23 protein-coding genes are annotated in these 23065 nt (G+C 56.8%); 9 read left to right on the top strand and 14 right to left on the bottom strand.

The window, feature by feature from the left end:
* Positions 1-4 precede the first annotated feature (4 nt).
* Together SIB73_RS07345 and SIB73_RS07340 are read left to right on the top strand one after the other, a co-directional pair.
* Entirely contained in the window at positions 5-556 is a 552-nt protein-coding gene (locus SIB73_RS07345) for a hypothetical protein (protein WP_413401681.1), read from the top strand.
* Positions 553-1680: an alpha/beta hydrolase gene (locus SIB73_RS07340; RefSeq protein WP_413401682.1), complete on the top strand. Its 1128-nt coding sequence runs from the start codon at positions 553-555 to the stop codon at positions 1678-1680. The genes SIB73_RS07345 and SIB73_RS07340 overlap by 4 nt, the downstream gene beginning before the upstream one ends.
* Here the strand turns inward: SIB73_RS07340 and SIB73_RS07335 are convergent.
* The 7 genes from SIB73_RS07335 to thrS form a co-directional block, all read right to left on the bottom strand.
* Positions 1652-3121 carry an ArgR family transcriptional regulator gene (locus tag SIB73_RS07335; protein WP_413401684.1) on the bottom strand — a complete coding sequence of 490 codons (1470 nt, stop codon included), beginning with the start codon at positions 3119-3121 and terminating at the stop codon, positions 1652-1654. The genes SIB73_RS07340 and SIB73_RS07335 overlap by 29 nt on opposite strands.
* Before the next feature lie 19 nt (positions 3122-3140).
* Positions 3141-5258, bottom strand: a complete 2118-nt coding sequence (locus tag SIB73_RS07330; protein ID WP_413401686.1) for a M3 family metallopeptidase — start codon at positions 5256-5258, stop codon at positions 3141-3143.
* Between the two features lie 6 nt (positions 5259-5264).
* Positions 5265-6836, bottom strand: a complete 1572-nt coding sequence (locus tag SIB73_RS07325) for an NAD(P)H-quinone oxidoreductase subunit 4 (protein WP_413401687.1) — start codon at positions 6834-6836, stop codon at positions 5265-5267.
* Between the two features lie 72 nt (positions 6837-6908).
* Entirely contained in the window at positions 6909-7856 is a 948-nt protein-coding gene (gene thrB / locus SIB73_RS07320) for a homoserine kinase (protein ID WP_413401688.1), read from the bottom strand.
* Between the two features lie 14 nt (positions 7857-7870).
* Positions 7871-8947, bottom strand: coding sequence for a glucokinase (locus SIB73_RS07315; protein WP_413401689.1), 1077 nt, complete (start codon positions 8945-8947; stop codon positions 7871-7873).
* A gap of 91 nt (positions 8948-9038) precedes the next feature.
* Complete coding sequence (locus SIB73_RS07310; protein WP_413401691.1) at positions 9039-9425, bottom strand: DUF1824 family protein; 387 nt, start codon at positions 9423-9425, stop codon at positions 9039-9041.
* Positions 9422-11359, bottom strand: a complete 1938-nt coding sequence (thrS, locus tag SIB73_RS07305) for a threonine--tRNA ligase (RefSeq protein ID WP_413401693.1) — start codon at positions 11357-11359, stop codon at positions 9422-9424. The genes SIB73_RS07310 and thrS overlap by 4 nt, the downstream gene beginning before the upstream one ends.
* A 107-nt stretch (positions 11360-11466) precedes the next feature.
* Here thrS and SIB73_RS07300 point away from each other — a divergent pair, with 107 nt between their 5' ends.
* Positions 11467-11778 (top strand): DUF2605 domain-containing protein, encoded by a 312-nt coding sequence (locus tag SIB73_RS07300; RefSeq protein WP_413401694.1) that lies wholly within the window; start codon positions 11467-11469, stop codon positions 11776-11778.
* A gap of 68 nt (positions 11779-11846) precedes the next feature.
* Here SIB73_RS07300 and SIB73_RS07295 read toward each other — a convergent pair whose 3' ends face one another.
* The 3 genes from SIB73_RS07295 to SIB73_RS07285 form a co-directional block, all read right to left on the bottom strand.
* Positions 11847-12482 carry an endolysin gene (locus SIB73_RS07295; protein WP_413401696.1) on the bottom strand — a complete coding sequence of 212 codons (636 nt, stop codon included), beginning with the start codon at positions 12480-12482 and terminating at the stop codon, positions 11847-11849.
* 327 nt (positions 12483-12809) lie between these two features.
* Positions 12810-13823 (bottom strand): tryptophan--tRNA ligase, encoded by a 1014-nt coding sequence (trpS, locus tag SIB73_RS07290; RefSeq protein ID WP_413401697.1) that lies wholly within the window; start codon positions 13821-13823, stop codon positions 12810-12812.
* Between the two features lie 3 nt (positions 13824-13826).
* Complete coding sequence (locus SIB73_RS07285) at positions 13827-14354, bottom strand: hypothetical protein (protein WP_413401698.1); 528 nt, start codon at positions 14352-14354, stop codon at positions 13827-13829.
* Here SIB73_RS07285 and SIB73_RS07280 point away from each other — a divergent pair.
* The 3 genes from SIB73_RS07280 to psbA all read left to right on the top strand — a co-directional run bounded on the left by SIB73_RS07280 (position 14353) and on the right by psbA (position 17226).
* Positions 14353-14508 (top strand): hypothetical protein, encoded by a 156-nt coding sequence (locus tag SIB73_RS07280; RefSeq protein WP_413401700.1) that lies wholly within the window; start codon positions 14353-14355, stop codon positions 14506-14508. The two genes, SIB73_RS07285 and SIB73_RS07280, sit on opposite strands and share 2 nt — an antisense overlap.
* Before the next feature lie 82 nt (positions 14509-14590).
* Positions 14591-15952 carry a YcjF family protein gene (locus tag SIB73_RS07275; protein WP_413439776.1) on the top strand — a complete coding sequence of 454 codons (1362 nt, stop codon included), beginning with the start codon at positions 14591-14593 and terminating at the stop codon, positions 15950-15952.
* A gap of 197 nt (positions 15953-16149) precedes the next feature.
* Entirely contained in the window at positions 16150-17226 is a 1077-nt protein-coding gene (gene psbA, locus SIB73_RS07270) for a photosystem II q(b) protein (protein WP_413401704.1), read from the top strand.
* A 529-nt stretch (positions 17227-17755) separates the two neighbouring features.
* Here psbA and SIB73_RS07265 read toward each other — a convergent pair.
* Positions 17756-18166, bottom strand: a complete 411-nt coding sequence (locus SIB73_RS07265; RefSeq protein WP_413401706.1) for a Nif11-like leader peptide family natural product precursor — start codon at positions 18164-18166, stop codon at positions 17756-17758.
* Positions 18167-18696: 530 nt separating this feature from the next.
* Between SIB73_RS07265 and SIB73_RS07260 the strand changes: the two genes are divergently transcribed.
* Positions 18697-19926 (top strand): HEAT repeat domain-containing protein, encoded by a 1230-nt coding sequence (locus SIB73_RS07260; protein WP_413401708.1) that lies wholly within the window; start codon positions 18697-18699, stop codon positions 19924-19926.
* Between the two features lie 50 nt (positions 19927-19976).
* Here the strand turns inward: SIB73_RS07260 and gap are convergent, their stop codons facing one another.
* Positions 19977-20984: a type I glyceraldehyde-3-phosphate dehydrogenase gene (gap, locus tag SIB73_RS07255; RefSeq protein WP_413401710.1), complete on the bottom strand. Its 1008-nt coding sequence runs from the start codon at positions 20982-20984 to the stop codon at positions 19977-19979.
* Positions 20985-21091: 107 nt separating this feature from the next.
* Between gap and SIB73_RS07250 the strand changes: the two genes are divergently transcribed.
* Positions 21092-21565 (top strand): HIT family protein, encoded by a 474-nt coding sequence (locus SIB73_RS07250; RefSeq protein WP_413401712.1) that lies wholly within the window; start codon positions 21092-21094, stop codon positions 21563-21565.
* 24 nt (positions 21566-21589) lie between these two features.
* On the opposite strand, the gene SIB73_RS07245 is transcribed toward SIB73_RS07250, so the two are convergent.
* On the bottom strand, positions 21590-21868 hold the full coding sequence (locus SIB73_RS07245; RefSeq protein WP_413401714.1) for a hypothetical protein: 279 nt from the start codon (positions 21866-21868) through the stop codon (positions 21590-21592).
* A gap of 5 nt (positions 21869-21873) precedes the next feature.
* Between SIB73_RS07245 and SIB73_RS07240 the strand changes: the two genes are divergently transcribed.
* Positions 21874-22113 carry a hypothetical protein gene (locus tag SIB73_RS07240; protein ID WP_413401716.1) on the top strand — a complete coding sequence of 80 codons (240 nt, stop codon included), beginning with the start codon at positions 21874-21876 and terminating at the stop codon, positions 22111-22113.
* Positions 22114-22223: 110 nt separating this feature from the next.
* Here SIB73_RS07240 and SIB73_RS07235 read toward each other — a convergent pair whose 3' ends face one another.
* A complete protein-coding gene (locus SIB73_RS07235; protein WP_413401718.1) occupies positions 22224-23063 on the bottom strand; it encodes a PfkB family carbohydrate kinase in 840 nt (279 codons plus the stop codon).
* Positions 23064-23065 lie beyond the last annotated feature (2 nt).

Here is a 23065-nt window from a genome sequence, read left to right as displayed (position 1 = left end):
GCTGATGGCTGATCAGCTCTTGGCATCACTGGAGTCCATGGGTCAGCTGCTGCTGGCCATGGATACCGGTGTCGGTCTGATGTTCGGCGTGGGTGTATCGATGTCCGCGTCTCATCTGTTCGCCTTGCTTGCCAACCGGCTGACGCCAAGACAGATCTTTCTGCACATGATCGTGGATGCCCTCGTGCTGAGTCTGGCCTTCATGGTTGGAATCCTCTGCCACAGCCTGATGCTGATGCTGCTTGAGGGTGTCCCTCTGCAACCGATCACGTTCGCCAATCGCATGGGCGCAGCCATGTGGCCCGGTTTGTTCTACGTGCTTGTGGCAGCTCCTTATGTCAGTGATCTGATTGCGGTGACCTTGCTGTCGTGGATCCATCTCAACGTGATGCTGCTGTTGCAGGCCGTTTATGACATCCCTCTGCACACGAGCCTTGTGGTGGCGCTTCCCGGCTTTGTGCTTGCACTGTTGCTGGTGGGTCTGCTGTTCGCACAGCGCTGGCGAACCAGTTACGAGATGCTTGCCCGAGAGGTGTCAGCACTGACGTCTCCATGAACACGTCTTCCTCGTCTGAAACCTCTGCAGCAGTGCAGCATCACCGTCGGCGACTCAGGAAAGTCCGACGTTGGCTGGTTGTGGTGCTGGTCTGTGTCGCCATGCTCGGCCTTCTTGGTCTGACAGCTGTTCGCCGCGATGCGGCCTCACTTCTGCAGCCTGAGTCACTGCTGGAGTTGCTGATCTGGTTCGGGTCGGTGCTTGTGGTGTTGGTGGCTCTCGCCGGGGTGTATTCAGTGATGGTGGATTTCGTCTTCTGGGAAGGCTGGATGAACGGCCTGCCGGACCCCAGCAGACTGTTCACCGCCGATGAAGAGGCTTCCGGTCGACATCAACACTATGTCGTCTATCTCGACGGAATTCATCAGAGCGAGGAAAGCCACCCACCGCGTGTCAGCGACTTCCTCGGATGTCTGGAGGAGTCGATTGCTGAAGACACCATGCTGGTGAAAGGCATCGAGGCCTACACGATCACCAATGCCGGGCTGCGTTCAACCACGTTTGCCGGTTGGCTCTGGCAGCGACTGTTCGCTCTTCAGGAGCATCACCCCAACGGTCTTGTGCGTTTCATCTGCGCCTTCTGCGTTCAGGCGAACAACGTCATCAAGGTCGGCATCTCCTCAGATCGCCGTTACGGGCCGGTGATGAACTACGAGCTGGCCTTGAAGATCGCTCGTCGTCTTGATGCGATCGGCTTCAGGCCCCATCAGGCGTCCCGCATCATTCTTGTTGGGTACAGCGGCGGTGGTGAGATGGCGATCGGAACGGCTGAGATCCTGCAGCAGCTCTGCCGTGTGAGAGTGCAGGTGATCACGATCTGTGGTGTTTTCAGCGGCAACGGCGAACTGGAGTCCGTCAATGATGTGGCGATGGTGGTGGGCAGCCAGGATCCCGTTGCGGCTCTCGGAAGGATTGCCTACCCAGGCCGCCTGTCTTTCCTGCCGTTGTCAAACTGGAACTGCTGGCAGCGCCATCATTCCCTGCAGCGCTACATGATCGAGGGAATGAGTCATAACGGTTCGTCCGGGCCCTTCTCCACAGCGTTTCGGGGCGCCGTGGTGGAAGCCATCTGCAGAGAGCTGGAGCGTTCGTTGCTCAGCCCCCCGCAGAGAATTCCCCATTGAGTGCTCTCACCAGTGTGAAAGGGCTGTGCCGTGGCTGGCTTGTTGTCAGCCTTCGCAGAGCGCCATGACGTGACTGGCTGTTGTGGCAGAGGTCCTGGGGCAGCTGGTCCAGGGAGAGGCGGTAGCGGCTCACGCTGTCATCCGTCGCCTGCAGACCCGATTCCAGTTGTTGATGAAGCTGACGCTGCAGTCGCTGCCGCCACAGGTCTCCGAGCGTCAGGGGAAAGAGATTGGTTCGTCCGGTGATGGCCTGCTCCAGCAGGGCCGTGGAATCAATGCAGAAACCCAGTGCTCCGTATCCACCCATATGCAGGTGACTGAACCTGGCTTCACTGTTGTGAACAGCTCCCATCAGCTCGCAGAGATCGAGGGTTTCAGCCAGTTGTTCCCCTCTGAGTTCGCTGGATTGATAGGCAACCGTGCCGTTGCTTCGGTCGTTCTGCCAGGGACGATGCAGTTCGTTGAGGGCGGCCCAGCCGTTCAATCCCTCAACGCCCTGGTAGTACTGCAACAGAAGCGGGGAACTCAGGGGAGGCTGCAGTTCCAGTTCCAGGGAGGCATGGGGCATCAGCGCCTGGATCTCTTCACCTGTTTCATTGATCAGCCCGGTTCTGTAGGGCACTGCCAGCGGGATCTGCACCCACTGTTCTCCGATGCGCGTGCAGGCACCGAGGCCGAAACTGGCCACGCTCGTGCGGATGCGTGCGCAACACTGCCAACCCTGGTTGCCGAGGTGCTTCAGCAGTTCACGGCCGCTGCTGACCCCTTCGAATCGGAACGGTTCGGCTGCCGTCACTGAATGGTCCAGTCGGTTGCTCCCCAGCACGTTGAAGATCTGTGCCAGCAGACGGTTGCGCAGTCGCTCAGGTTCTGGCTGCACGTTGGGGAGTCCGCGGTTGCTCCAGGTCAGCACCCCTCCCATGGCACTGATCTTCGCCAGCGTTCCAGGCGGTTTCCGTTGAATAGCAGGCAGACTTTCGCCGGTATTCGCCGTCATTGCCCACAGTGCGTCGAGGGACTGCGGCAGTGTCAGTGTCTCTCCGGTGCTGCCGGGAATCTGTCGCTGACACCAGCGATCAAGCGCATTGAGTTCCGAGGCTTTGGAGACCGCAGGCAACATGTGCTGCAGATCATCGGCAAGGGTCGCCAACAGCAGCGGGCTGACCAGGTTGTTTTCCAGCAGGCTTCCCAGTCCGCGCAGATGCTTCGGGAGGTCTGCACTGCTCCCGCGCCATCGCCGCGGAAGCATCAACAGCAACGGCATCAGCCGTTGATGGTGCAGATCGCTCAGCAGCTCCCCGAGAAACGCTTCACGACTGATGCCTTGGCGCAAGCTGCTCTGCTCCAGAGCTTCACCAAGTTCAATCAGGGGGGCAAGTGCGGTGCCGTCTTCAGCTGACTGCCCCCATGTTGAACTGAGCCTGAGCTGATCGTCTGTCATCGCTCAGGTCTCGAGGGGGTCAGGACGTTGAGGCAGCCAGGCCGGTATGGCGGATGAGTGCCGCGCTGGTCGCATCCCTGCCGCGGAAGCGTCTGTAGATCTCTGCAGGCCGCAGACTCCCACCCAGGCTGAGGATGGTGTTGCGGAATCGTTCGCCGGTGGCAGCGACATCATCATCTTTCTCCAGGCCCACCTCTTCAAAGGCGGCGAATGCATCGGCGCTGAGCACTTCCGCCCATTTGTAGGAGTAATAGCCAGCGGCGTATCCGCCGGCAAAGATGTGGCCGAATGCGCAGAGGAAACGGTCTTCCTCCACGGGCTGGAGCACGCTTGTGGTTTCAGCGATGCGGCGACGGAACTGATCCGGGCTGATCTTCTGGTCAGGTGTCCACTGGCTGTGGAGGCGCAGGTCGGTCAGGGCGAAATGGACCTGCCGCAGCGTGCCATTGCCCTGCATGAAGGTGCGACTGCTGCACAACTTCTGATAATCGGCCTCCGGCAGAGGCTCTCCCGTCTGCCAGTGGCGGGCCATCCCCATCAGGGTGCTTCGATCCAGACACCAGTTCTCCATGAACTGACTGGGGAGTTCCACGGCGTCCCACTCCACGTTGTTGATGCCAGCGGCTTCCGGGTGCTCGACCGTGGTGAGCATGTGCTGGAGGCCATGACCGAATTCATGGAAGAGGGTCTCCACTTCCTCAAAGCTCATCAGGCTCGGCGTGTCGCCGGCGGGAGGCGTCTGATTGCAGATCAGATAAGCCACAGGCAGGGTGAGATCTCCATCGGCATTGCGCCGGCGGCTGAGGCATTCGTCCATCCAGGCACCGCCGCGCTTGCTGGCGGGACGGCTGAACGGATCCAGATAAAAGGCTGCCAGATCCTCGCCGCTGCAGTCCATCACACGGAAAAAGCGCACATCCTCATGCCAGATGGGCGCTTCGCCGTCTGCCGCCCTGATGTGAATGCTGAACAGGCGTTCGCAGAGACTGAAGAGCCCCTCGAGCACCTGGGGCAGAGGGAACCAGGGACGCAGGGCTTCCTGATCGAGGTCAAAACGTTCCCGTCTCAGCTGCTCCGCCCAGTGGCTCACATCCCAGGGAGCGAGTGAATCGGCTTCGGAAGCCCCATGGCTCAGGGCGCATTCACGCAGTTCCTGGAGTTCCTTCTGAGCCACAGGCATCGCTGAAGCCCTCAGTTCTTCCAGCAGCGATTCAACGGCTGCAACATCATCGGCCATCTTTGAGGCGAGGCTGAGTTCTGCCCAGCTGGAGTAGCCGAGCCGCGATGCCTGCTCACGCCGCAGTTGCAGGATCTCCTCGATCAGGGGTGCATTGTCGAGATCGCCGCTGCTGGCGCGGCTCACGTGCGCTTTGTAGAGCCTCTCCCGCAGTTTTCGGTCCTTGGCGTGAGTGATGACCGGGATGTAGCGCGGCATGTCCAGACCCAGACGCCAGGGGCCTTCGGCTGCGCTTGGTTCGGAACCGTCAGCTGCCTGATCACCGGCTTCCCTGGCCGCGGCAGCGAGGATCTCAAGGGCTCGCTCGGGAACGCCCCTGAGCTGAGCACGTTCATGGATCACCAGGCTCCACGTTTGCGTGGCGTCGAGCACATGGTTGCTGAAACTGGTGGAGAGGGCGGCTAATCGCTCGCTTGTTTTGTTGAAATCTGCCTGCGCATCGCCTCTCAGTCCGACGCCACGATGCTGCATCGAGAGAAGTTCAGCATCGAGGATGCGTGACTGTGTGCCGTCGAGAGTTTGCGCAGGAGCTGTTTTCAGCCTGCTCAGAGCTTCGTGCAGGACCTGGCTCTGACCGAGGCGATTGCTGAAGCGCACCACCTCTGGTTGCTGCTTCGCATGAGCTTCACGCAACTCGGGGGTGTTGCGAACTCCGCTGAGATGACTGACGACGCCCCAGCTCCAGCGGAGACGTTCCCCGAGCTGATGCAGGCTCGGCATCAGTTCGTCCCAGCTCAGGGGTGAAGGCGTGGCCAGCCGCTGCTGCAGCGATGTTTCCAGAGATTCCAGCTGTTCGTTCAGCGAGCTCAGGAGTGCGGGGATGTCCTTGTTGACCTGCTCGGGGTCAATGGCCTCGAAGCGAGGCAGGCCCTCGCCGCGAAGCAGTTCTGGAGTGCTCATGGATGATCAGCCGGTGGTGAGGAGGGCACGGGCAGCAACAACTGTGTGGCTTGCAAGATCGGAGGCCAGGGCATCGGTTGATGCCTCATAGAGATCCATGGCAATGCGTGGCCAGATCCCGATCACCAGTGTCGGAACAAGCAGCAGCAGTCCGATCACCACTTCCCTGGGTCGCATGTCCTTCACGAAGGCAAGGGCAGGAATTCGTGGTCCGAAAAACACTCTCCTGCACATGGACAGTAGATAGATGGGGGTGAGAACCAGCCCGATGGCTGCCAGAACGATGGTGGTGACCCTGAAGAAGGTGGTGAAGCTTTCCTGACTGGTGATGCCGAGGAAAACAGTGATTTCGCTGATGAAGCCGCTCATGCCCGGGAGGGCCAGTGAGGCTAGTGAGCTGGCAAGGAAAAAAGCGAATGTGATCGGCAGGGCTTTGGCCAGACCTCCCATATTCGGAATCGAGAGTGTTTTGGTGCGTTCGTAGAAACAGCCCGTGACGAAGAACATTGCTGCCGCGATCAGGCCGTGGCTGACCATCTGCAGCATGGCTCCACTCAGACCGAGAGCATCAACAGCGCCGATTCCGACCAGCACGAAGCCCATATGACTCACTGAGCTGCAGGCGATCCTGCGCTTCACGTTGTCCTGGGCGAAGGCATTCAGAGCGCCGTAAACGATGTTGACGATGCCCAGGATGATCAGGGCAGGTGCCAGCAGCAGATGGGCTTCGGGCAGCATCTGCACGTTGAAGCGCAGCAGTGCGTAACCGCCCATCTTGAGCAGCACTCCTGCCAGCAGCATCGAGACCGGAGCATTGGCTTCCCCATGGGCATCGGGCAGCCAGGTGTGCAGAGGGAAAATCGGCAGTTTCACACCGAAACCCACCAGGAAGCCCAGATAGCAGAGCAGCCCGAAGCTTCCACCCGGGGAGCGCCGGGCCATCTCCGTCATGTTGAGGCTGAAGCTGTCGCCAGAGTTGGCGATGGCCAGACCGCTGATCAGGATCAGCAGGGATGCCAGAGCTGTGTAGAGAATGAATTTGGTGGCCGCGTACTGACGGTTCTGACCACCCCAGATCGCAATCAGCAGATACACCGGAACCAGTTCCAGCTCCCAGGCCAGGAAGAACAGCAGGAAGTCCTGGGACAGGAAGACCAGGCCCTGCGCTGATGCCTGAACAAGCAGCAGCGCGAAATACAACCTGGATTTGTGGGTGATATTCCAGCTGGCGGCAACGGTCAGCAGCGTGACCAGACCACTGAGCACAACAAGCGGGGCCGACAGTCCATCCGCTCCAAGCGACCACTCCAGGCCGATTGCAGGCACCCAGCTGACGCGTTCAACCAGTTGAAGCTGACTGTCAAGCGGGTCGTAATGACGGCTGAACGCAATGATCATCAGACCCAGATCCGCAATCAGAACCGCAAGGGTGAGATTGCGTGGGATCGGTGAGGTTTTCTGATCCTCTCCGGGGAGAAGAGGCATCAAAAGCGCCGCAGCTGCGGGAAGCAGCACGATCAGCGAGAGCCAGGGGAACCCTGCGTCGGACCCAGCCGACAGCGGCAGGTTGGCGTCCATGGAACTCCCAGAATTGTGATTGAACTTATCAGCTCCAGGGCCTCTCCTGAGTACTTCTACCCAGATCAGCGCTCAGCCCGTCTCCCTTGGCTGCCAGTGACTGCCAGCGGTCTGAAGGCTCAGCAGCGGTGCACGACTGGCCACGCCCACGGACTCCCATGCCTTCACCATGGCCTGGCTCACGGCTGCACCGTGCTCCTCGCAGCAAAGGGCCAGGATGCTGGGGCCGGCACCGCTGATGGCGCATCCCCAGGCTCCGGCAGCCAGGGCGGCTTCCTTGACCTCCTGTCCACCCTTGATCAGTCGCCAGCGGTAGGGCTCATGCAATCTGTCGTGCATCCCGTCGGAGATCAGGTCTCCGTTGCCGGTGCGCAATCCCTGGAGCAACAGGGTGAGCGCGCCGAGGTTCACCACCGCATCGCCCACCGGAACGGCCTTGGGCATGGCACGCCGGGCTTCGCTCGTGCTCAGCCTGATTGCTGGAATCGCCACCACAGCCTTGACACTGTTCATCCATTCGCAGCGCACGACCCGCCAGCGCTGTGAGGCGGCCTTGGCAGTCATGCATAGTCCGCCCAGAAGCGATGGCACGACGTTGTCAGGATGACCTTCGATATCGATTGCCAGCTCCAGCAGTTTCTCCCGACTCAGAGGTTCTCCAACCAGGGCATTGGCTCCCACAAGCCCTGCCACGATGGCGGTGGCACTGCTGCCTAGCCCCCTTGCCGGAGGGACGGCCAGACGCACCCTTGCCTCCAGAGCCACGGGCTCTTCGCCGGCGGCTTTCCACACACGCTGAGCAGCTCTGTAAACGAGATTTTCAGCACCACCGCGCAGATGTGAGCCCTCCTGCCCTTCGATGATCAGCTCAAAACGCTCACCGTGGCCCTCGATGCGCCGCATCGTGAAGCGATTGTTGAGATCCAGGGCGGCGCCGAGGCAGTCAAAGCCCGGCCCGATGTTGGCGGTTGTGGCCGGTACATCCACCACAACGGTTTGACCTATGCGCGGCTGCGCCATCCCTTTTGCTCTACTCAGGCCAGTGTCCCACCCGACTCCTCGAGATCACGTGCCCGGCAGGCAGCACTAAACAATCCCGCTTCGGGATCAATGACCGCACGGATCGTCAATCCTTCGATCAGGGAACGAAACCGCCCTTTGGAACGCAACGGCTCCAGAAACTGCTCGGAGCTGAGGCCATCCAGGTTCTTGGGGGCGGTTCCCCCTCCGATCCACAGCCCTCCGATACAGAGTTCCTGCAGTGCCAGATCGCCGGCGACCGATCCATAGGCTCCGAGCCAGAGATTGAGTGCTTCACTTGCCAGAGGGTCACCGTCCGCGGCAGCTTTGCCGGTGAAGGACGGGAGATCCACGTAACCGGGTTGATCGGCTGGGATGGTGCGCCATGCATGGGCGTGATCACGCAGACCATGCGCAAGTCCCGTCTGACGGTTGAGCAACCAGTTCATGACATGTCCGAGTCCTGTGCCGCTGACAATGCGCTCGATGGACAACCGTTGCAGTCCGAGATCCTGTTTCAGCCATTGCGTCAGTTCCCATTCCGCATCGGTTCGCGGTGCGAATTCCCTGTGACCGCCTTCGCTCGGAATGGCAAGCCATCCACTGGCCACGGGCAGTCCGCGCGCCATGCCAAGGCCGGTTCCTGCACCGAGAATGGCCACCGGACCGTCCTCCACTCCAGCAGGTGCCGGTCTGGATCGGTCACGCCCTGTCTGCAGAACCACCTGCTGCTCGTCGCTGAAATGGGGAAGACCATGGATCAACACAGCGAAGTCATTGACCAGCTCAAGGTGTTGCAATCCCGTTGCTGCTGATAACGATGACTGACTCGTCCGCCAGGGCAGGTTTGTGAGCCTTGCGCTGCCCTGATGTACAGGACCTGCCACGGCGATGCAGCTGCCGGCCGGTTTCGCCAGCTCCGCAGGCGTTTGCTCAAGAAAATGGCTGAGCATCGACTCGAGGTTTGGCCAGTCCGCTGATCTGTAGCGGTGGTTGTGCTGTTTCCTCAGCTGCCCGTCGATCTCTGCGTAAACGCACAGAAGTGTTTTTGTGCCTCCAAGATCGCCTGCCAGGAAGGTCTTGGCTGCCATGGATGCTGCTCAGGGCTGCTGCTTTCAGGCTGGAGCTGGCTGCGTCACCCGGCAACCAATTGGATCTGCCGCGCGAAAGGATGACGGAAGGTCAGGCAGTGGGTTCAAACAGATCCAGTGGGAGAGGCCCCCAGGTGGCACTCGGCTCAGTGTTGTCATTGCCGTGACCACTGATCAGGATTCCTTCCCCCAAGCCGTGTTCAATGCGCAATCTGGCGCTCAAAGTCTGTTGATTGGCTTTGAGATAAACCGGACCGGAAATCTCGGTATCCGTCATCAATTGATGAGTCGGCCAGGCCAGGTGCTGCTCCAGCTGGCGCAGCGACTGAACAGCCTGATCTGCGCTGCAAGCCATGATCCCCGCGGTGAACCATCGATACAGGGTCATCTGCGCCTGAAGTTCAGAGATGATCAGATTTTTTTCGCTTGCACTGAGACATGGTGCAGTTCTCAATCGGTTCAGGTCACTCAGTCTCATGAATGCGCTGTTGCGGCGAGAGTCTCCTCAGATTTGCTGGTGTTGGCTTGATTGCAATAATCGATCAGCTCGTTGACAGGTAGTTCTCCAAGATCCCCATTCTTTCTGCTTCTGAGACTGACGGTGTTGTTTTCAACCTCTTTGGCTCCAATCACTGCCAGTACTGGGATTTTGGCTTTTTCGCCATTGCGGATCAATTTGCCGAGGCGCTCGCCTGATTCATCAACAGTGGCTGATATGCCTTGATTCAGTAGCTTTGTCTGAATGCTTTCAGAGAAGTTTCTTGCTTCATCACTCACCGGAAGGATTCTGACCTGTTCTGGAGCAAGCCAGAAGGGAAACTCACCGGCGTAATTTTCAATCAGGATCCCAATGAAGCGCTCAAAACTACCTAGAACCGCTCTGTGGAGCATCACCGGTGTATGTCTTGACCCGTCTTCCCCGATGAAACTGGCGTCGAGTCGATCTGGCATCGAAAAATCAACCTGAATGGTTCCGCACTGCCACACTCTTCCCAGGCAGTCCTCCAGAGAGAATTCAATTTTGGGACCATAGAATGCTCCTTCCCCAGGGTAGAGCTCCCACTCAAGATTTTTGTTCTCTAGAGCATCCTGAAGTGCCTTTTCAGATTTATCCCAGACTCCATCGCTGCCAACTCTTTTATCGGGACGTGTTGACAGCTTGATGGAAATTGTGTCAAAACCAAGTGTTTTGTAGACATCAAAAACAAGGTCGATGAATTTCGATACTTCTGACTGAACTTGATCTTCTGAACAGAAGATATGTCCGTCATCCTGAACAAAGTTTCTGACTCGCATCAAGCCATGAAGTGTTCCAGATGGCTCATTTCTGTGACATGAGCCAAACTCGGACAGTCTGACTGGCAAATCTTTGTAACTGCGTAGGCCCTGATTGAAGATCTGTACATGGCACGGGCAATTCATAGGCTTCACCGCGTAATCTCTGTTCTCCGATGAAGTCGTAAACATGTCCTCCTTGAATTTGTCCCAATGTCCTGATTTTTCCCAAAGTGTTCTATCAACGATCTGAGGGGTGCTGATCTCCTGGTAGCCCGATTCTCGCAGTCTTCTTCGAATATACTGTTGTAGTTTTTGATAGATAGCCCATCCCGGGGGATGCCAGAACACCATGCCAGGTGCGTTGTCCTGGATGTGAAACAGTGAGAGTTGTTTGCCGAGGCGACGGTGATCTCTTTTCTCAGCTTCTTCGAGTTGCTTCAGGTGGGATTTGAGCTCTTTCTCCGTTCCCCAGGCAGTTCCGTAGATCCTTTGAAGCATCTGGTTGTTGGAGTCGCCTCTCCAGTAGGCGCCAGACACTTTCATTAACTTGAAATGTCGTAAGTGTCTTGTGTTGGGAACGTGTGGTCCGCGACACATGTCTGTGTATTCCTCATGGTGATAAAGCTTTATGGTTTCTCCATCAGGAATCTCTTCAACGATTTCCAGCTTGTAAGGCTCTTCTCTGGATGCAAATGCTTGTTTTGCCTGATTGCGGTTTACCACCTCCACATTGACTTCATAGTCTTTGGCAATCAGCTCTTTCATTCGCTGTTCTATTGCTTCTAAGTCTTCAGGAGTGAAAGGTTTTTCATAGGCAATATCGTAATAAAACCCGTCCTTGATGACAGGACCGATTGCCATCTGGGCGTCAGGATAAAGCTGTTTCACTGCATGCCCAACCAGGTGAGCAAAAGAATGCCTGATAATGTCAATTCCTTCAGCATCTTTTGCTGTTAAAAGGCGCAGGTCAGCGTCTTTTTCGATCGGCATTGCCATGTCCAGTGATTCACCATCAACCACTCCTGCAACAGCTGCCTTGGCCAGTCCCGGGCCGATTGATGCCGCAACGTCTGCGATGGTGACAGGCCCCTCGAAACTTTTGGTGGTTCCGTTTGGAAGGGTGACGACTGGCATGGATGCGTGAGTCCTGAGATCTGATCTGATGGCCGCTGCACTAGCCGGCAAGCCTCAGTCATCTTATTAGTGGAGGTACGCTTTCAAAAGAACCAAATCCGTTCAACTTGACCTCTGATGCTGAAGCTGGTGACCTGCTGGGGTCACTCCTTGCTTCGCTGCTGACAGATTTCGACCACTGGTTCACCAGAGGACAGGTAATACTCGAGCAATGTCCTGACGATGTTCTTTCGTCGGACGATCGCGTCGCTCTGGCTGAACGTCTTGCTGATGGAAAGCGTTCGATCGCTGCAACCCGTTCTCTGTTGCAGGCATCATCCGAACCGGTTGCCATATCGATGAAGGCGATGGCTCCCTGGCATCAGCTGGTCATGGAGGTCTGGGCTCTTTCCGCCAGGGTTTCGCGCTCCACCGGATGAGCCCGCTGTTGATGGGGACTGATTGCTGTTGATGAGTCGGTTCTCAAGCCTGATCACCAGGAACGCCCTCAGGCGCCCTGGCGAAGCTCACTCAGGTTGGTGGTGTAGAAGGCCACAAGTTCGTCGTGGCTTTTCACAGGTTGTCCATAGGCGCTCCGGCCGGCATGGGTTGGGAAGGAGGCCCATTCCGGTGCAAGCCGGTTCATGGCGGCTCTGGTCAGGCCATTGCGATCAATCTCCTGCAAGGCTCCACGCTTCTTGACCAGATGCAGCGCTGCCTGGTCCTGATGCTCAGGATCGAAGCTGGGCAGCTGGAGCCTGTGGGCGACTTCCTGCCAGGTGGTTGGCAGGAACTGATAAGCCCCTGCTGCAGCGCTCGTGTAGCGCTTCACGACCACACGTTCGGGATGGCGGGAGAGGTCCTGAAACTGGCCTCCTCCATAAAGAACGCGGTAGCCGAGATCCTTGCCGTCTTTCCAGGTGCCTTCGGCGTAGCGAATGGTATTCAGAAGGGCGCGGCGTTCAGGAGTGATCGCATAATGCGCTGTTCGCTGGCCGGAGGCAGCAGCTGAGCTGATGCTTTCAGCCGTGGTGTTAGTGGAACGGTGTGGCTTCAGAGCCCGGGCAACCATCCGGTTCTGATGATTGCGTTCGCTGGAGCGTTCCGCCTGCAGGCTCTGACCCAGGGACAGCGTCAGTCCCATGCCGAGGGCGCCGAGACCAATGAGTTTTGGCGCGGCCTTCGCAATGGGGTGAATCTGTTGGGTGAATCGATGCAGCAAGCGAAAAAACTCCAAACAAAGGAGTCGCCACCCTCGTCAATGGCATGGCTTGATGGCGAGGGCCTCCGGCTCTCCCTTGACGCCTTGCAGTCGATATGCCTAAGCAGAAAAGCTCAGGCAGATCTCGGCGCTGGACTCGCGAGACCGGCCTGATGGCGCGCAACCCCTGGCCTCGGTGCTCTTTGATGCGCTGGAGGCCCTCATCGGGCTTGAAGCATTAGCGAATCTTTTCGCTTGGCCCAGGATTAATCAGCTGGCGCCGAGAAACCCCATCGCTTCCCGTGTCCGTCTCACTGTGGAATCCGCGACAGAGCTCGCGCGCTCGCGTCCCTGCTGGAGGACCATCTCCAGCTGAGCACGGTCATCCATCAGCAGGCGGTAACGCTCCTGAATCGGTTCGAGAGCGGCAATGGCGGCTTCCGCCAGCAGGGGTTTGAACTGGCCCCAGCCCATTTCGGAGCATTCGCGGGCCACAGCATCGCGACCCTTGCCGCTGAGAATGGCGTAGAGCCCGAGCAGGTTGTCGGTTTCAGGACGATCGGCATTGTCAAATTCAAGGCCGCGCTCAGGGTCTGTCTTGGCCCGTTTGATCTTCTTGGCAATCAGCTCCGGTGGATCCAGCAGGGTGATGCGGCTTCCTTCATTGGGATCGCTCTTGCTCATCTTGCTGCGGCCATCCGTGAGGCTCATCACCCTTGCACCCTCTTTGAGGATCAATGGTTTTGGAACCTTGAGCACGGAGGTTTCAGCGTTGCCGAAGCGTGCATTGATGCGCTGCTGAGCGATGTCGCGGGCCAGTTCCAGGTGTTGCTTCTGGTCTTCACCCACAGGAACCAGGTCAGCGTCATATAAAAGGATGTCGGCCGCCATCAGCACGGGGTAGTCGAGCAGGCCGACGGAAACGTTGTCTCCTTGCTTCACCGCCTTCTCCTTGAACTGGATCATGCGCTCCAGCCAGTTCAGAGGGGTGACGCAGTTCAACAGCCAGCAGAGCTCGCTGTGGGCAGCCACCTGGCTCTGAACGAAAACTGTTGAACGCTCAGGATCCAGTCCGCAGGCCAGGTACAGCGCTGCGGTGCTGAGGGTGTCCCGGGCCAGTCGATCGGGATCATGGGGAACCGTGATGGCATGCAGGTCCACGACACAGAAAAAGGTGTCGTGATCCTTCTGCAGATCAACCCAGTTCCGGATCGCTCCCAGCCAGTTGCCCAGATGAAGGGCGCCCGTTGGCTGGACACCCGAAAGAACACGAGGCAGCCCCATCAATCAGGCCTCTGCAGAGCTGTCCTGGTTTGCACTGTCGTCTCCTGCCGGTTGTTCAGGAGTTGCTTCCGCTTCCGCGGCTGCTGCTGTTTCGGCGGTCTCTTCAGGCTCGGGTTCCGGAGCGGGAGGCTGGGGCTTCGCAGGGCGAGCGAAGGGGTCCGGCCTTGATCCGCGACCAACCTCGCCACGGCCGTCTCGGCGCCCTCCACGGCCATCATCGCGCCGACCACCTCCACGGTTGTTCTGATTGCCCTGGGCGCGTTGCGCAGCCACCAGTTCCTCCAGCTTCCCCTCTTCAAGCATCTGGCCGAGCGTGCGCACGGCGAAGCCGAGCACGGCCACGGTTGAGCGGAGATTCAGGGCCTCCTGAAGAGCTCGTGCAGAGCGCATCTCGTTGTCGCTGAGTCTGATTCTGAAGCCACCGCCCTCACGGTTGCCCTGGCCGCGTCCTCCGCGGCCTCCACGACCGCCGTCGCGGCCGTTGTCACCCTGTCCGCCCTGATGGCGGGAATCGCTGTAGGAATCAGTCATGGCCTGGGGCCTGGAGTCAGGCGCAAGTGTGACGCATCACCGCCCTTCTGACAGTGACCTGAACGGTTGCAAACAGCTTTGCTCCGATCGCCTGCGTTCGATATCGGCTGCTCACTGCACCCACCTGCCTGTTGAGGCGGCCAGACAGAACTGACTTGTTGATCGATTGCAGGCTGAGGATTCTCCGGGCTGTATCAATGGAGGTGAGCTAAGAAGGCCAGATCTGAAGTTTCCCAGTGCAGTTCCCGGTCCAGTTGATCCCCTCCCTGTCGAAGGGTGATGGAACCATGACGTCGGGTTTGATCAGGCGAGCACTGCTGTCTGTCGGTGTGATCGGAACCGGTCAGTGGCTGTTGTCGGATGTGATGCATATCCCGGGAGGAGGACTGGGTGTTGCCGCAGCAGCAGGCCTTTGGTGGTTGGCCAGGCCTGTGAAGCAACCCAGCTTTCGCGAACCGGCATCCCTGAAAGGCTGGATCCAGCGCTGTGAGGAGGTGCTGAGTCAGTTCGAGCAGCTTGAGGCGGAGCTGGGACTGCAGGGTTTGCACACTCCGCGGGAAAAGGAGCTGCGGCGAATCGAAGACTTTGATGCGCCGCTCAGTCTTGGTGTTGTGGCGACCGAGGGATCAGGTTTGCCCTCCACTGTTCATCTGCAGCAAGCGTTGGCGGGGGTGAGCTCGCTTGATCTCTGTCTCGCCAACCCGCTGCCGGTGACCTCCAGGTCCTGGAGCTGGCCTGATGATCTGCAGGAGCTTGATGTGTTGATGCACGTGCTGAGCCTGCCTCTGCGTGCTGCAGATCTGCTCTGGTTGGATCAGCTGCCTGCGGATCGTCCGGTCTGGCTGCTGCTGCGGTCCTCATCAGACCTTTCGGCCGAGGACCATCTCGAGGCTTTGTGCTGTCAATTGCCGGAGCGCTGGCATCAGTTCCTGCTTCCCTGGTCCGGTGAAGCTCTGGAGCTGCGTGGTGTGCTCCAGCCGGTCCGGCAACAGCTGATGCGTTCGCAGCGGGTGCGACAGGGCACGCGTCAACGTCTGCTCAGCAGCCTTCACCGGCGTTGGCAAGCCGAGCTTGAAACGCTGCGAAGGGAGAGATTCCGCCTGTTGCTGCAGCGCAGTCAGTGGATAGTGGCTGGGGTTGTGATGGCATCACCGGTTCCCTCTGTTGATCTGTTGGCGGTTGCAGTGGGCAATGGTCTGATGGTGAAGGAGATGGCCACGATCTGGGGATGTTCCTGGAGTGCCGAGGTGCTGCAGGTGGTGGCCAGGCAACTGGGCAGTGCCGCCCTGGCTCAGGGTGTTGTGGAGTTGAGCGGCCAGGCCCTGCTTGGACTGGCCAAGCTTGATGGGGCCAGCTGGATCGCCGCAGGTGCCATGCAGGGGTTGAGTGCTGCCTATCTCACCCGCGTGGTGGGCGTTTCCATGGCCGACTGGATGGCTCTGAATGCCGGCGTCGCTGAGCCCGATCTGGAGGAGCTCAAGCGACAGGCTCCATTGCTGGTGGCGCGTGCTGCGGAGCAGGAGCGACTTAACCTCCCCGGGTTTGCTCAGCAGGCCCGTGAATGGATTCAGGACCGCAACAGTTGCACACCCGCATGATTGGGCTGAGATCAGCTGACGCACGCCCTTCCGCTTCATCTTTCTTCATGAAGTGTTCATGAAGTCGTCATGAATCAATGCTGCGAGTTGACTCGAATGATGTGAATAAGAGGTCAAAAGTCGACATTTCCATAGCCTTGAAACGAATCTTTGCCGACCGATTGGAAGGCTGATTCATCTCCGTTCTCTTTCCTTTCATGGCTACTGCAATCCGCAGCGGACGCCGCGGCAGCTGGGAAAATTTCTGTCAGTGGGTCACCGACACCAACAACCGCATTTATGTGGGTTGGTTCGGTGTGCTGATGATTCCCTGCCTGCTTGCAGCCACCGTCTGCTTCATCATCGCCTTCATCGCCGCTCCCGCGGTTGACATTGACGGCATCCGTGAGCCCGTCGCCGGCTCCCTGATCTACGGCAACAACATCATCTCCGGTGCTGTTGTGCCTTCTTCGAACGCCATCGGCCTTCACTTCTATCCCATCTGGGAAGCTGCCTCTCTCGACGAGTGGCTGTACAACGGCGGTCCCTATCAGCTGGTGGTCTTCCACTTCCTGATCGGCATCTCCGCCTACATGGGGCGTCAGTGGGAACTGTCCTACCGCCTTGGCATGCGCCCCTGGATCTGCGTTGCCTACAGCGCTCCACTGTCTGCAGCCTTCGCTGTCTTCCTGGTGTACCCCTTCGGTCAGGGTTCCTTCTCTGACGGTATGCCCCTGGGCATCTCCGGCACCTTCAACTTCATGCTGGTGTTCCAGGCCGAGCACAACATCCTGATGCACCCCTTCCACATGCTTGGTGTGGCAGGCGTCTTCGGTGGCGCACTGTTCTCCGCCATGCACGGTTCACTGGTGACCTCCTCCCTGGTTCGCGAGACCACCGAGAATGATTCACTCAACTACGGCTACAAGTTCGGTCAGGAGGAAGAGACCTACAACATCGTGGCCGCCCACGGTTACTTCGGTCGCCTGATCTTCCAATACGCATCGTTCAACAACAGCCGCAGCCTGCACTTCTTCCTGGCTGCCTGGCCCGTTGTCGGCATCTGGTTCACTTCCATGGGCATCAGCACCATGGCGTTCAACCTGAACGGTTTCAACTTCAACCAGTCCATCCTTGACAGTCAGGGCCGTGTCCTGAACACCTGGGCTGATGTGCTGAACCGCGCCAACCTCGGCATGGAAGTCATGCACGAGCGCAACGCTCACAACTTCCCCCTCGACCTGGCTGCTGTCGAGTCCACTCCTGTGGCTCTGCAGGCTCCCGCCATCGGTTGATCCGAGACAGCCTGAGGCTGAAGTCTCCAAGAGATTCAGCTTTAGCTGAATCGGAAAGCCCCCTCTCACGAGGGGGCTTTTTGATGGCTGGCTGGTTGATGACCGAGCTGTTTGATCAGGCAGCTGTTTGATCAAAGAATTGTTTGACCATTGGTCGCTCAGAAGTTGGCCATTGCTGCCACGAGAAGTCAACAACAGATGATTTTGACCTGATGAAAAGATCAGGGATTAATCCTCAGAATGGTTGCTGCTCGAAGATACATGTGTGCTGGTTGTTGTGTTGACGAATATTTAAATTAGAAAAATATTTTGATTCAACTGGATTGAAATTCGAAGTCTTTTGGATTCGGCGACGCCGACTCTGGTTTATTTAGTTGCAAGCAAATTGAGTAGTAAGCAAGCGTATTAAGCTCGAGACAGTTGCAATTTGATTGTTGTCTGGCAGCGCTCAAGCCTGCGTTTAAAGTAACTTTGGTTATCAAAATAAAGCCAAAAAAGTATCTGATCTGTTTGAATCTTTTGAATTGCTTTAGTACTTTTGCCCTGACCTGAAATCGTGCTCTTCTTCTTTGAGCTCAGAAGAGCTGCAGGTTGATTGAGCGTAATGAATCAGATTCTTGTAGCCTTCTGGAACCAGTTTGGGGCAAAGAGTTCCAACCTCAATCGCCTGGGGGCAGAAATAAACACCAGCCCATCGATTGATGAATCGGCCTTTGATCTCGTCGGAGAACATGAAACCGTTACGAGCAGCATAATCAATGATTTGTTGGGGTCCAAGATCGGCCAACTGCTCCCGAAATGCCTGATCCTCTCTAGCTCTGTCAATAAAAGCATGCAGCGCAGCCTTAGACATTGGGCTCCTGAATGTTTTATTCAATTTACTGCTTTGAGATTCTCTCAATGCCATCACGCTTGTGATTGCAATATTTGCTTGCAACATGCGTAGTCGCTATTGAGCTTTGTGAACTGTGCTGTCTTTTGTATCCATTTTTTATTAAAAGATCTAGGATGTATGTGATGAGAATCTTCTTTTTTCATACGCTTGCCAGGCAAATCGTTTCAGATGAAAAGAGTCACATTTGAGCTCAGCGATGATCTCCATAAGAAACTAAAGCTTCTTTGCTATACCGAAGGCGTTTCTATCGGGCACATTTTGCGTGAGTGTGTTTCAGACTTCTGCAACAAGCATGATGCTCATCTCATTGAATTAATTGATCACCGCTCCAAGTAGGTTTGAATGACTTGTTCGAGTATCGCTTTGATGTGTCCCGATAGATAGAAGCTTTCAGAAGTTCATGTTTCCTGCTCGGGTGAGTTTTTATTGAAAGCGCGATGGCTTTCATTGTCATTGTTTTAGGTTGCTTGATTGCCAGGAAAATGTAATTAAAAACTGTAACGCATTTCCTTGATGGCCTGGATTCCCCTTAGTTTGACGATAGTTTGATATTCTTTGTTGAAGTAAGCAGGGGTATGGCAGAGCGTTTTGATGTTTTAGTTCAGGGAATATCAAAGTCTGATGCGCTTCAATTATTGTTTGCTAGAACCGATTCTGTCGAAAGGCCTTCTGACCGCTACTTTGCAGCCACCCGATTAGGCCTTTGTGATTGTGATGAAACTCTGGATGCCTTGATCAGGGCGACGAGCGATCTCAAAATCGAAGAATTATTTGACAGAATCACGCGTCGCAAGGCTGTCGAGGCGCTGGGAAGAAGAAAAGACATTAGGGCTATTCCTGCGTTAGTTGATGTCCTGAAGTGCTCAGATACCGAGGCAGTGATTAATGCCTTGTCGGCATTGATCAGAATTGGCTGGTCGCCAAGTGAAGTAGAAGAAAGCCATCTTCTGAATCTGCTCGATGGAGAGGTCACGCAGGCACGTGCAGTTATTCAGTTGTTCACAAGGCTTCGCATAAAAAGTATTCGCTCTAAGGAACGAATTGGCAGCTTATGTGATCACGAAAGTCTCTTGATCTCCGGTGCTGCCAGGGCATGTATGGCATCGCTATACGGCGAATTCAATCAGATGAAGCCGTTGGTGGCATGTCTCACTGATCTTGTTGCTGGCAAGCGGCGCTCTGCCGTCATTGACATCGGAGACTCAGGAGATGAGGACCTTCTCCCGGATCTGATTCGAGCTCCAGTCTCGATGTCATTGAGGGCTAAAAGTTTCTTCCAGATTGTTGAAGTCAATCATTCAGCATCTGATCCGCAGAATCAGATTTTGTTGAAACAACTTTTGCGAGACAACCCTCTGTTGTTGGACATCAAAAGTGAGTGGCAATGTGGTGATGAACCGGATGAGATCGAACAAAATCTCAGTCATCGTGACGAGGCTAGGCAGTATGGTGCTGCAGCAAGCTTGATGAGAATTGAGCGTGATGAGTGTTTGAAGCTGATTGACAGCATGCAGGAAAGACTGTGGTCAGATTATGTAACGCACTATTATCTGACTTGTATTGTTGGTTTGCGCAAACTACAGGAAAAAGAAGATTTGATTAGGTCGGCTCTCGCGGAGACAACCCCGCAATACACAAAATCGCGAATTGCAGCTGCCTGGGCTTGTGCTGACTTGCAGCTTTTCGATCAGGTGGAATTACTGGAAGAACTCTCCACTACTGCTGCTTGGGCTCCACTTCGTTGGACTTGTCAACAATCCTTGGCTCATCTGTTGAATTGTCAAAAGCAATCTGCCACTGCTTAATACCCGCTCGTTATTTGACGAGTAGCTTTGTCCAAATGATTCGATGTGATTCACCTGGCTGAATGCTTGGCCATGTGCTGCATCAGGTCAATGCATTTGCAGCTGTAAGCCCATTCATTGTCGTACCAGGCCACCAGTTTCATGAATTGATCATTGAGTGCCATGCCGGCTCCGGCATCAAACACTGAGGTACAGCTTTCACCCAGAAGATCATTGGAGACGATCGGATCTTCGGTATAACCGAGGATTCCGGAAAGACCATTTTGAGAGGCTTCCTTCATGGTTGTCTTGATGTCTTCGTAACTGGCTGGTCTGGCCAGATTCACGGTCAGGTCGACGACGGAGACATCGGGAGTCGGTACACGGAAGGCCATTCCTGTGAGTTTTCCATTCAGCTCCGGAATCACACGCCCAACCGCTCTTGCTGCACCCGTTGAGCTGGGAATGATGCTCTGGCCAGCTCCCCGTCCACCCCGCCAGTCCTTCAGTGAAGGGCTGTCCACCGGCTTCTGGGTTGCCGTGGTGGCATGCACTGTGGTCATCAAGCCGCTGACGATTCCGTAGTGGTCGTTGACCACCTTGGCGAGTGGCGCCAGACAGTTGGTGGTGCAGCTGGCATTGGAAACGATGTCTTCTCCTGCATAGGAGTTGTGATTCACTCCCATGACGAACATCGGGGTGTCGTCCTTGGAGGGAGCGCTCATCACCACACGTTTGGCGCCGGCTTCAAGATGTTGGCAGGCGGTGTCGTTGGTCAGAAAGAAGCCAGTGCTTTCAAGCACGTAGTCAGCTCCAACCTCCCCCCAGCGCAGCTGACGGGGGTCACGTTCGGCCGTGACGCGGATGTGACTGTCATTCACCATCAGGTGCCCATCCACGACCTTGATTTCACCTGGAAAACGGCGATGTGTTGAGTCGTAACGCAGCAGGTAGGCCAGGTAGTCGAGGTCGATCAGGTCGTTGATGGCAACCACCTCCACATCGGGACAGGCCATGGCCTGTCGGAAGGCGAGACGACCGATGCGTCCGAAGCCATTGATGCCGATACGGATGGACATGAAGGCGAGCCCTTCTGCTTTCCTGATTTATAGAGCGCATTGCACTTGAAAACCCCCTCCTTTTCTGGGACGCAGACAGAGTGGGCTCAGGTCGTTCCCAAGAAGTCATGGTTTCACCGTCAGAGGAAGCCTCCTGCCCGATCTGTGCTCTGCATGGCGATCGGGATGAGTTGAAGGCCCATGAGGTCTGGCGCAGTGATTTCTGGTTGTTGCGACACCATCCCAGTCCTGCTCCACTGCCCGGTTGGTGTCTGCTCGACTCCCTGCGACACATCGGAGGACCGATCAGCTTTTTACCTGAGGAAGCGCAGGACTGGGGCGTGGTTGTGCAACGCGCCTCCCAGCTGGTCCTTGCGGTGACAGGCTGCGAACGGGTCTATGTCATTGCCTTTGGTGAGGGAGCCCGGCATCTGCATCTGCATCTGATCCCACGCTCGGCTGATGATCCACGCACCAGCGCATGGAAGATTGCCGATCTCTATCGCGACGTCGAAGCCGGAAAGGCCACTTCAGCTTCTTCCGTATGTGTGAAGGACTGGTTGTTGCGCGCCAGAGCTCTGGCCCCATCACTGCTCAGTTGATTCAGACCATCGCAGTTGCCGGATTCAGCCAGGCCATTCATCACCAGTGACGGTCTTGTAGCGATCAATCAACATTTTTTCAGTCTGTTTGAAGCGCTCGATGTTTTCTCTCAGCTCTTGTTCATTGTGCCTGGTGTATGCATGATGACCCACTTTCCACAATGTTCTGGCTTTCTTCCAGCGAATTCCTGCTTCTTTGGCTGCGGCAATCAATTCGCCGAATTCTTTTTTTGTGAATTCAAATTTCATCTGTTGTTGTTGCTCGACCTGATGCTTAAAACCAGGGGCATGGGGTTTGATCATTGATCATGTCTGACATTGTTCTGAAGACCCTCTTCATCAACCTTCTAATGGGGATTCTCCCCCTGGTTCCCATGGTTCTGGCAGAGCCCAGAACCCTGACCAGGCTGGGGCACACCAGTGAGGAGGTCACATTGAACAATCTCCTGTCGAAAGTGCCGCGGGGCGCAACGATCAAGGAGTCATCCTGCGTCAGAGTTGGAACAGGCAGGAGCTATCGCTACCGCTGCCGGATCACATTTGAATGATTTCTGGTCTCTGCTCAATGTGATCATGACGTTGCAATAGGGGCAGCTGACCAAGCGCCTAAGAGCGGGGTCGGCATGGCCCTTTTTGATGCTTTCTGACAGTGATCTGATCAGCCATCGCCGTATGGCCCGAAGCGTGTCGCACAGGCTGCACCGCAGCGCGCTCCCAGCCTGACGGCCTCACCGATGGTCCAACCTGCGCTCAGTCCTGCGGTGACACCAGCGGCAAAGCTGTCGCCACAGCCATAGGACTCCACCATCGCTCCCGGCAAGGGCACAGCCTCAAAGCGTCCGCCTGGAATCAGCACACCTCCGGCCGCTCCCTCCGTGGCGATGCGAATGACAGGTGCCGGATCAAGGCAGTTTTCTGGAACCTGCTCGCCTGGGTCCAGGCCGCTGCCGATCAGAGCGTCCAGCGTCACCGATGCCTGTTGCAACACCGCCAGCCCCAGCCTTGGAGTCGCTCCAAGAACCCGTGCCCGGCGCGCCTGCCGCAGGCCCTCGCGATCGGTGGCTGTCACAAAGACGCCATCGCATTCTGCAAGTCTGTCCCAGCCGAGCTTGTCTTCGGCTGTCGGCATCAACCGTTCCCCGATCACAGTGATCGCACGGTCACCGCTGGGGTCCATCAGGCTGATTCCGCGGCGACTGGCCTGGTCGCGCCAGGCCACCACAGGTTCAACCCCCAGTTCCCTGAGGCGACGTTCGCTCCGCTGGCCGATCGCATCGCGTCCCAGCGCAGTGAAAAACAGGACTTTCCGGCCTGTCAGGCGTGCCAGTTGAACTGCGATCACAGCGCCTGCCCCGGCAGGTTCCTCCAGCTCGCGGAATGCTCTGCCGATCCGGCCGGGCCTGGGCAGGGCGTCGACCTCAAGAAAGGTGACCCATTCCTGATGTCCCACCACCGCCAGATTGAGAGATTTCAGCGCATGGTCCAAAGGCTTGGTCATGG

Origin of the sequence: Synechococcus sp. MIT S9509 (assembly GCF_047303035.1) — a bacterium.
GTDB lineage: Bacteria > Cyanobacteriota > Cyanobacteriia > PCC-6307 > Cyanobiaceae > Synechococcus_C.
The sequence above is the reverse complement of the archived record's forward strand: the minus strand, read 5'-3'. Positions and strand labels throughout refer to the sequence as shown.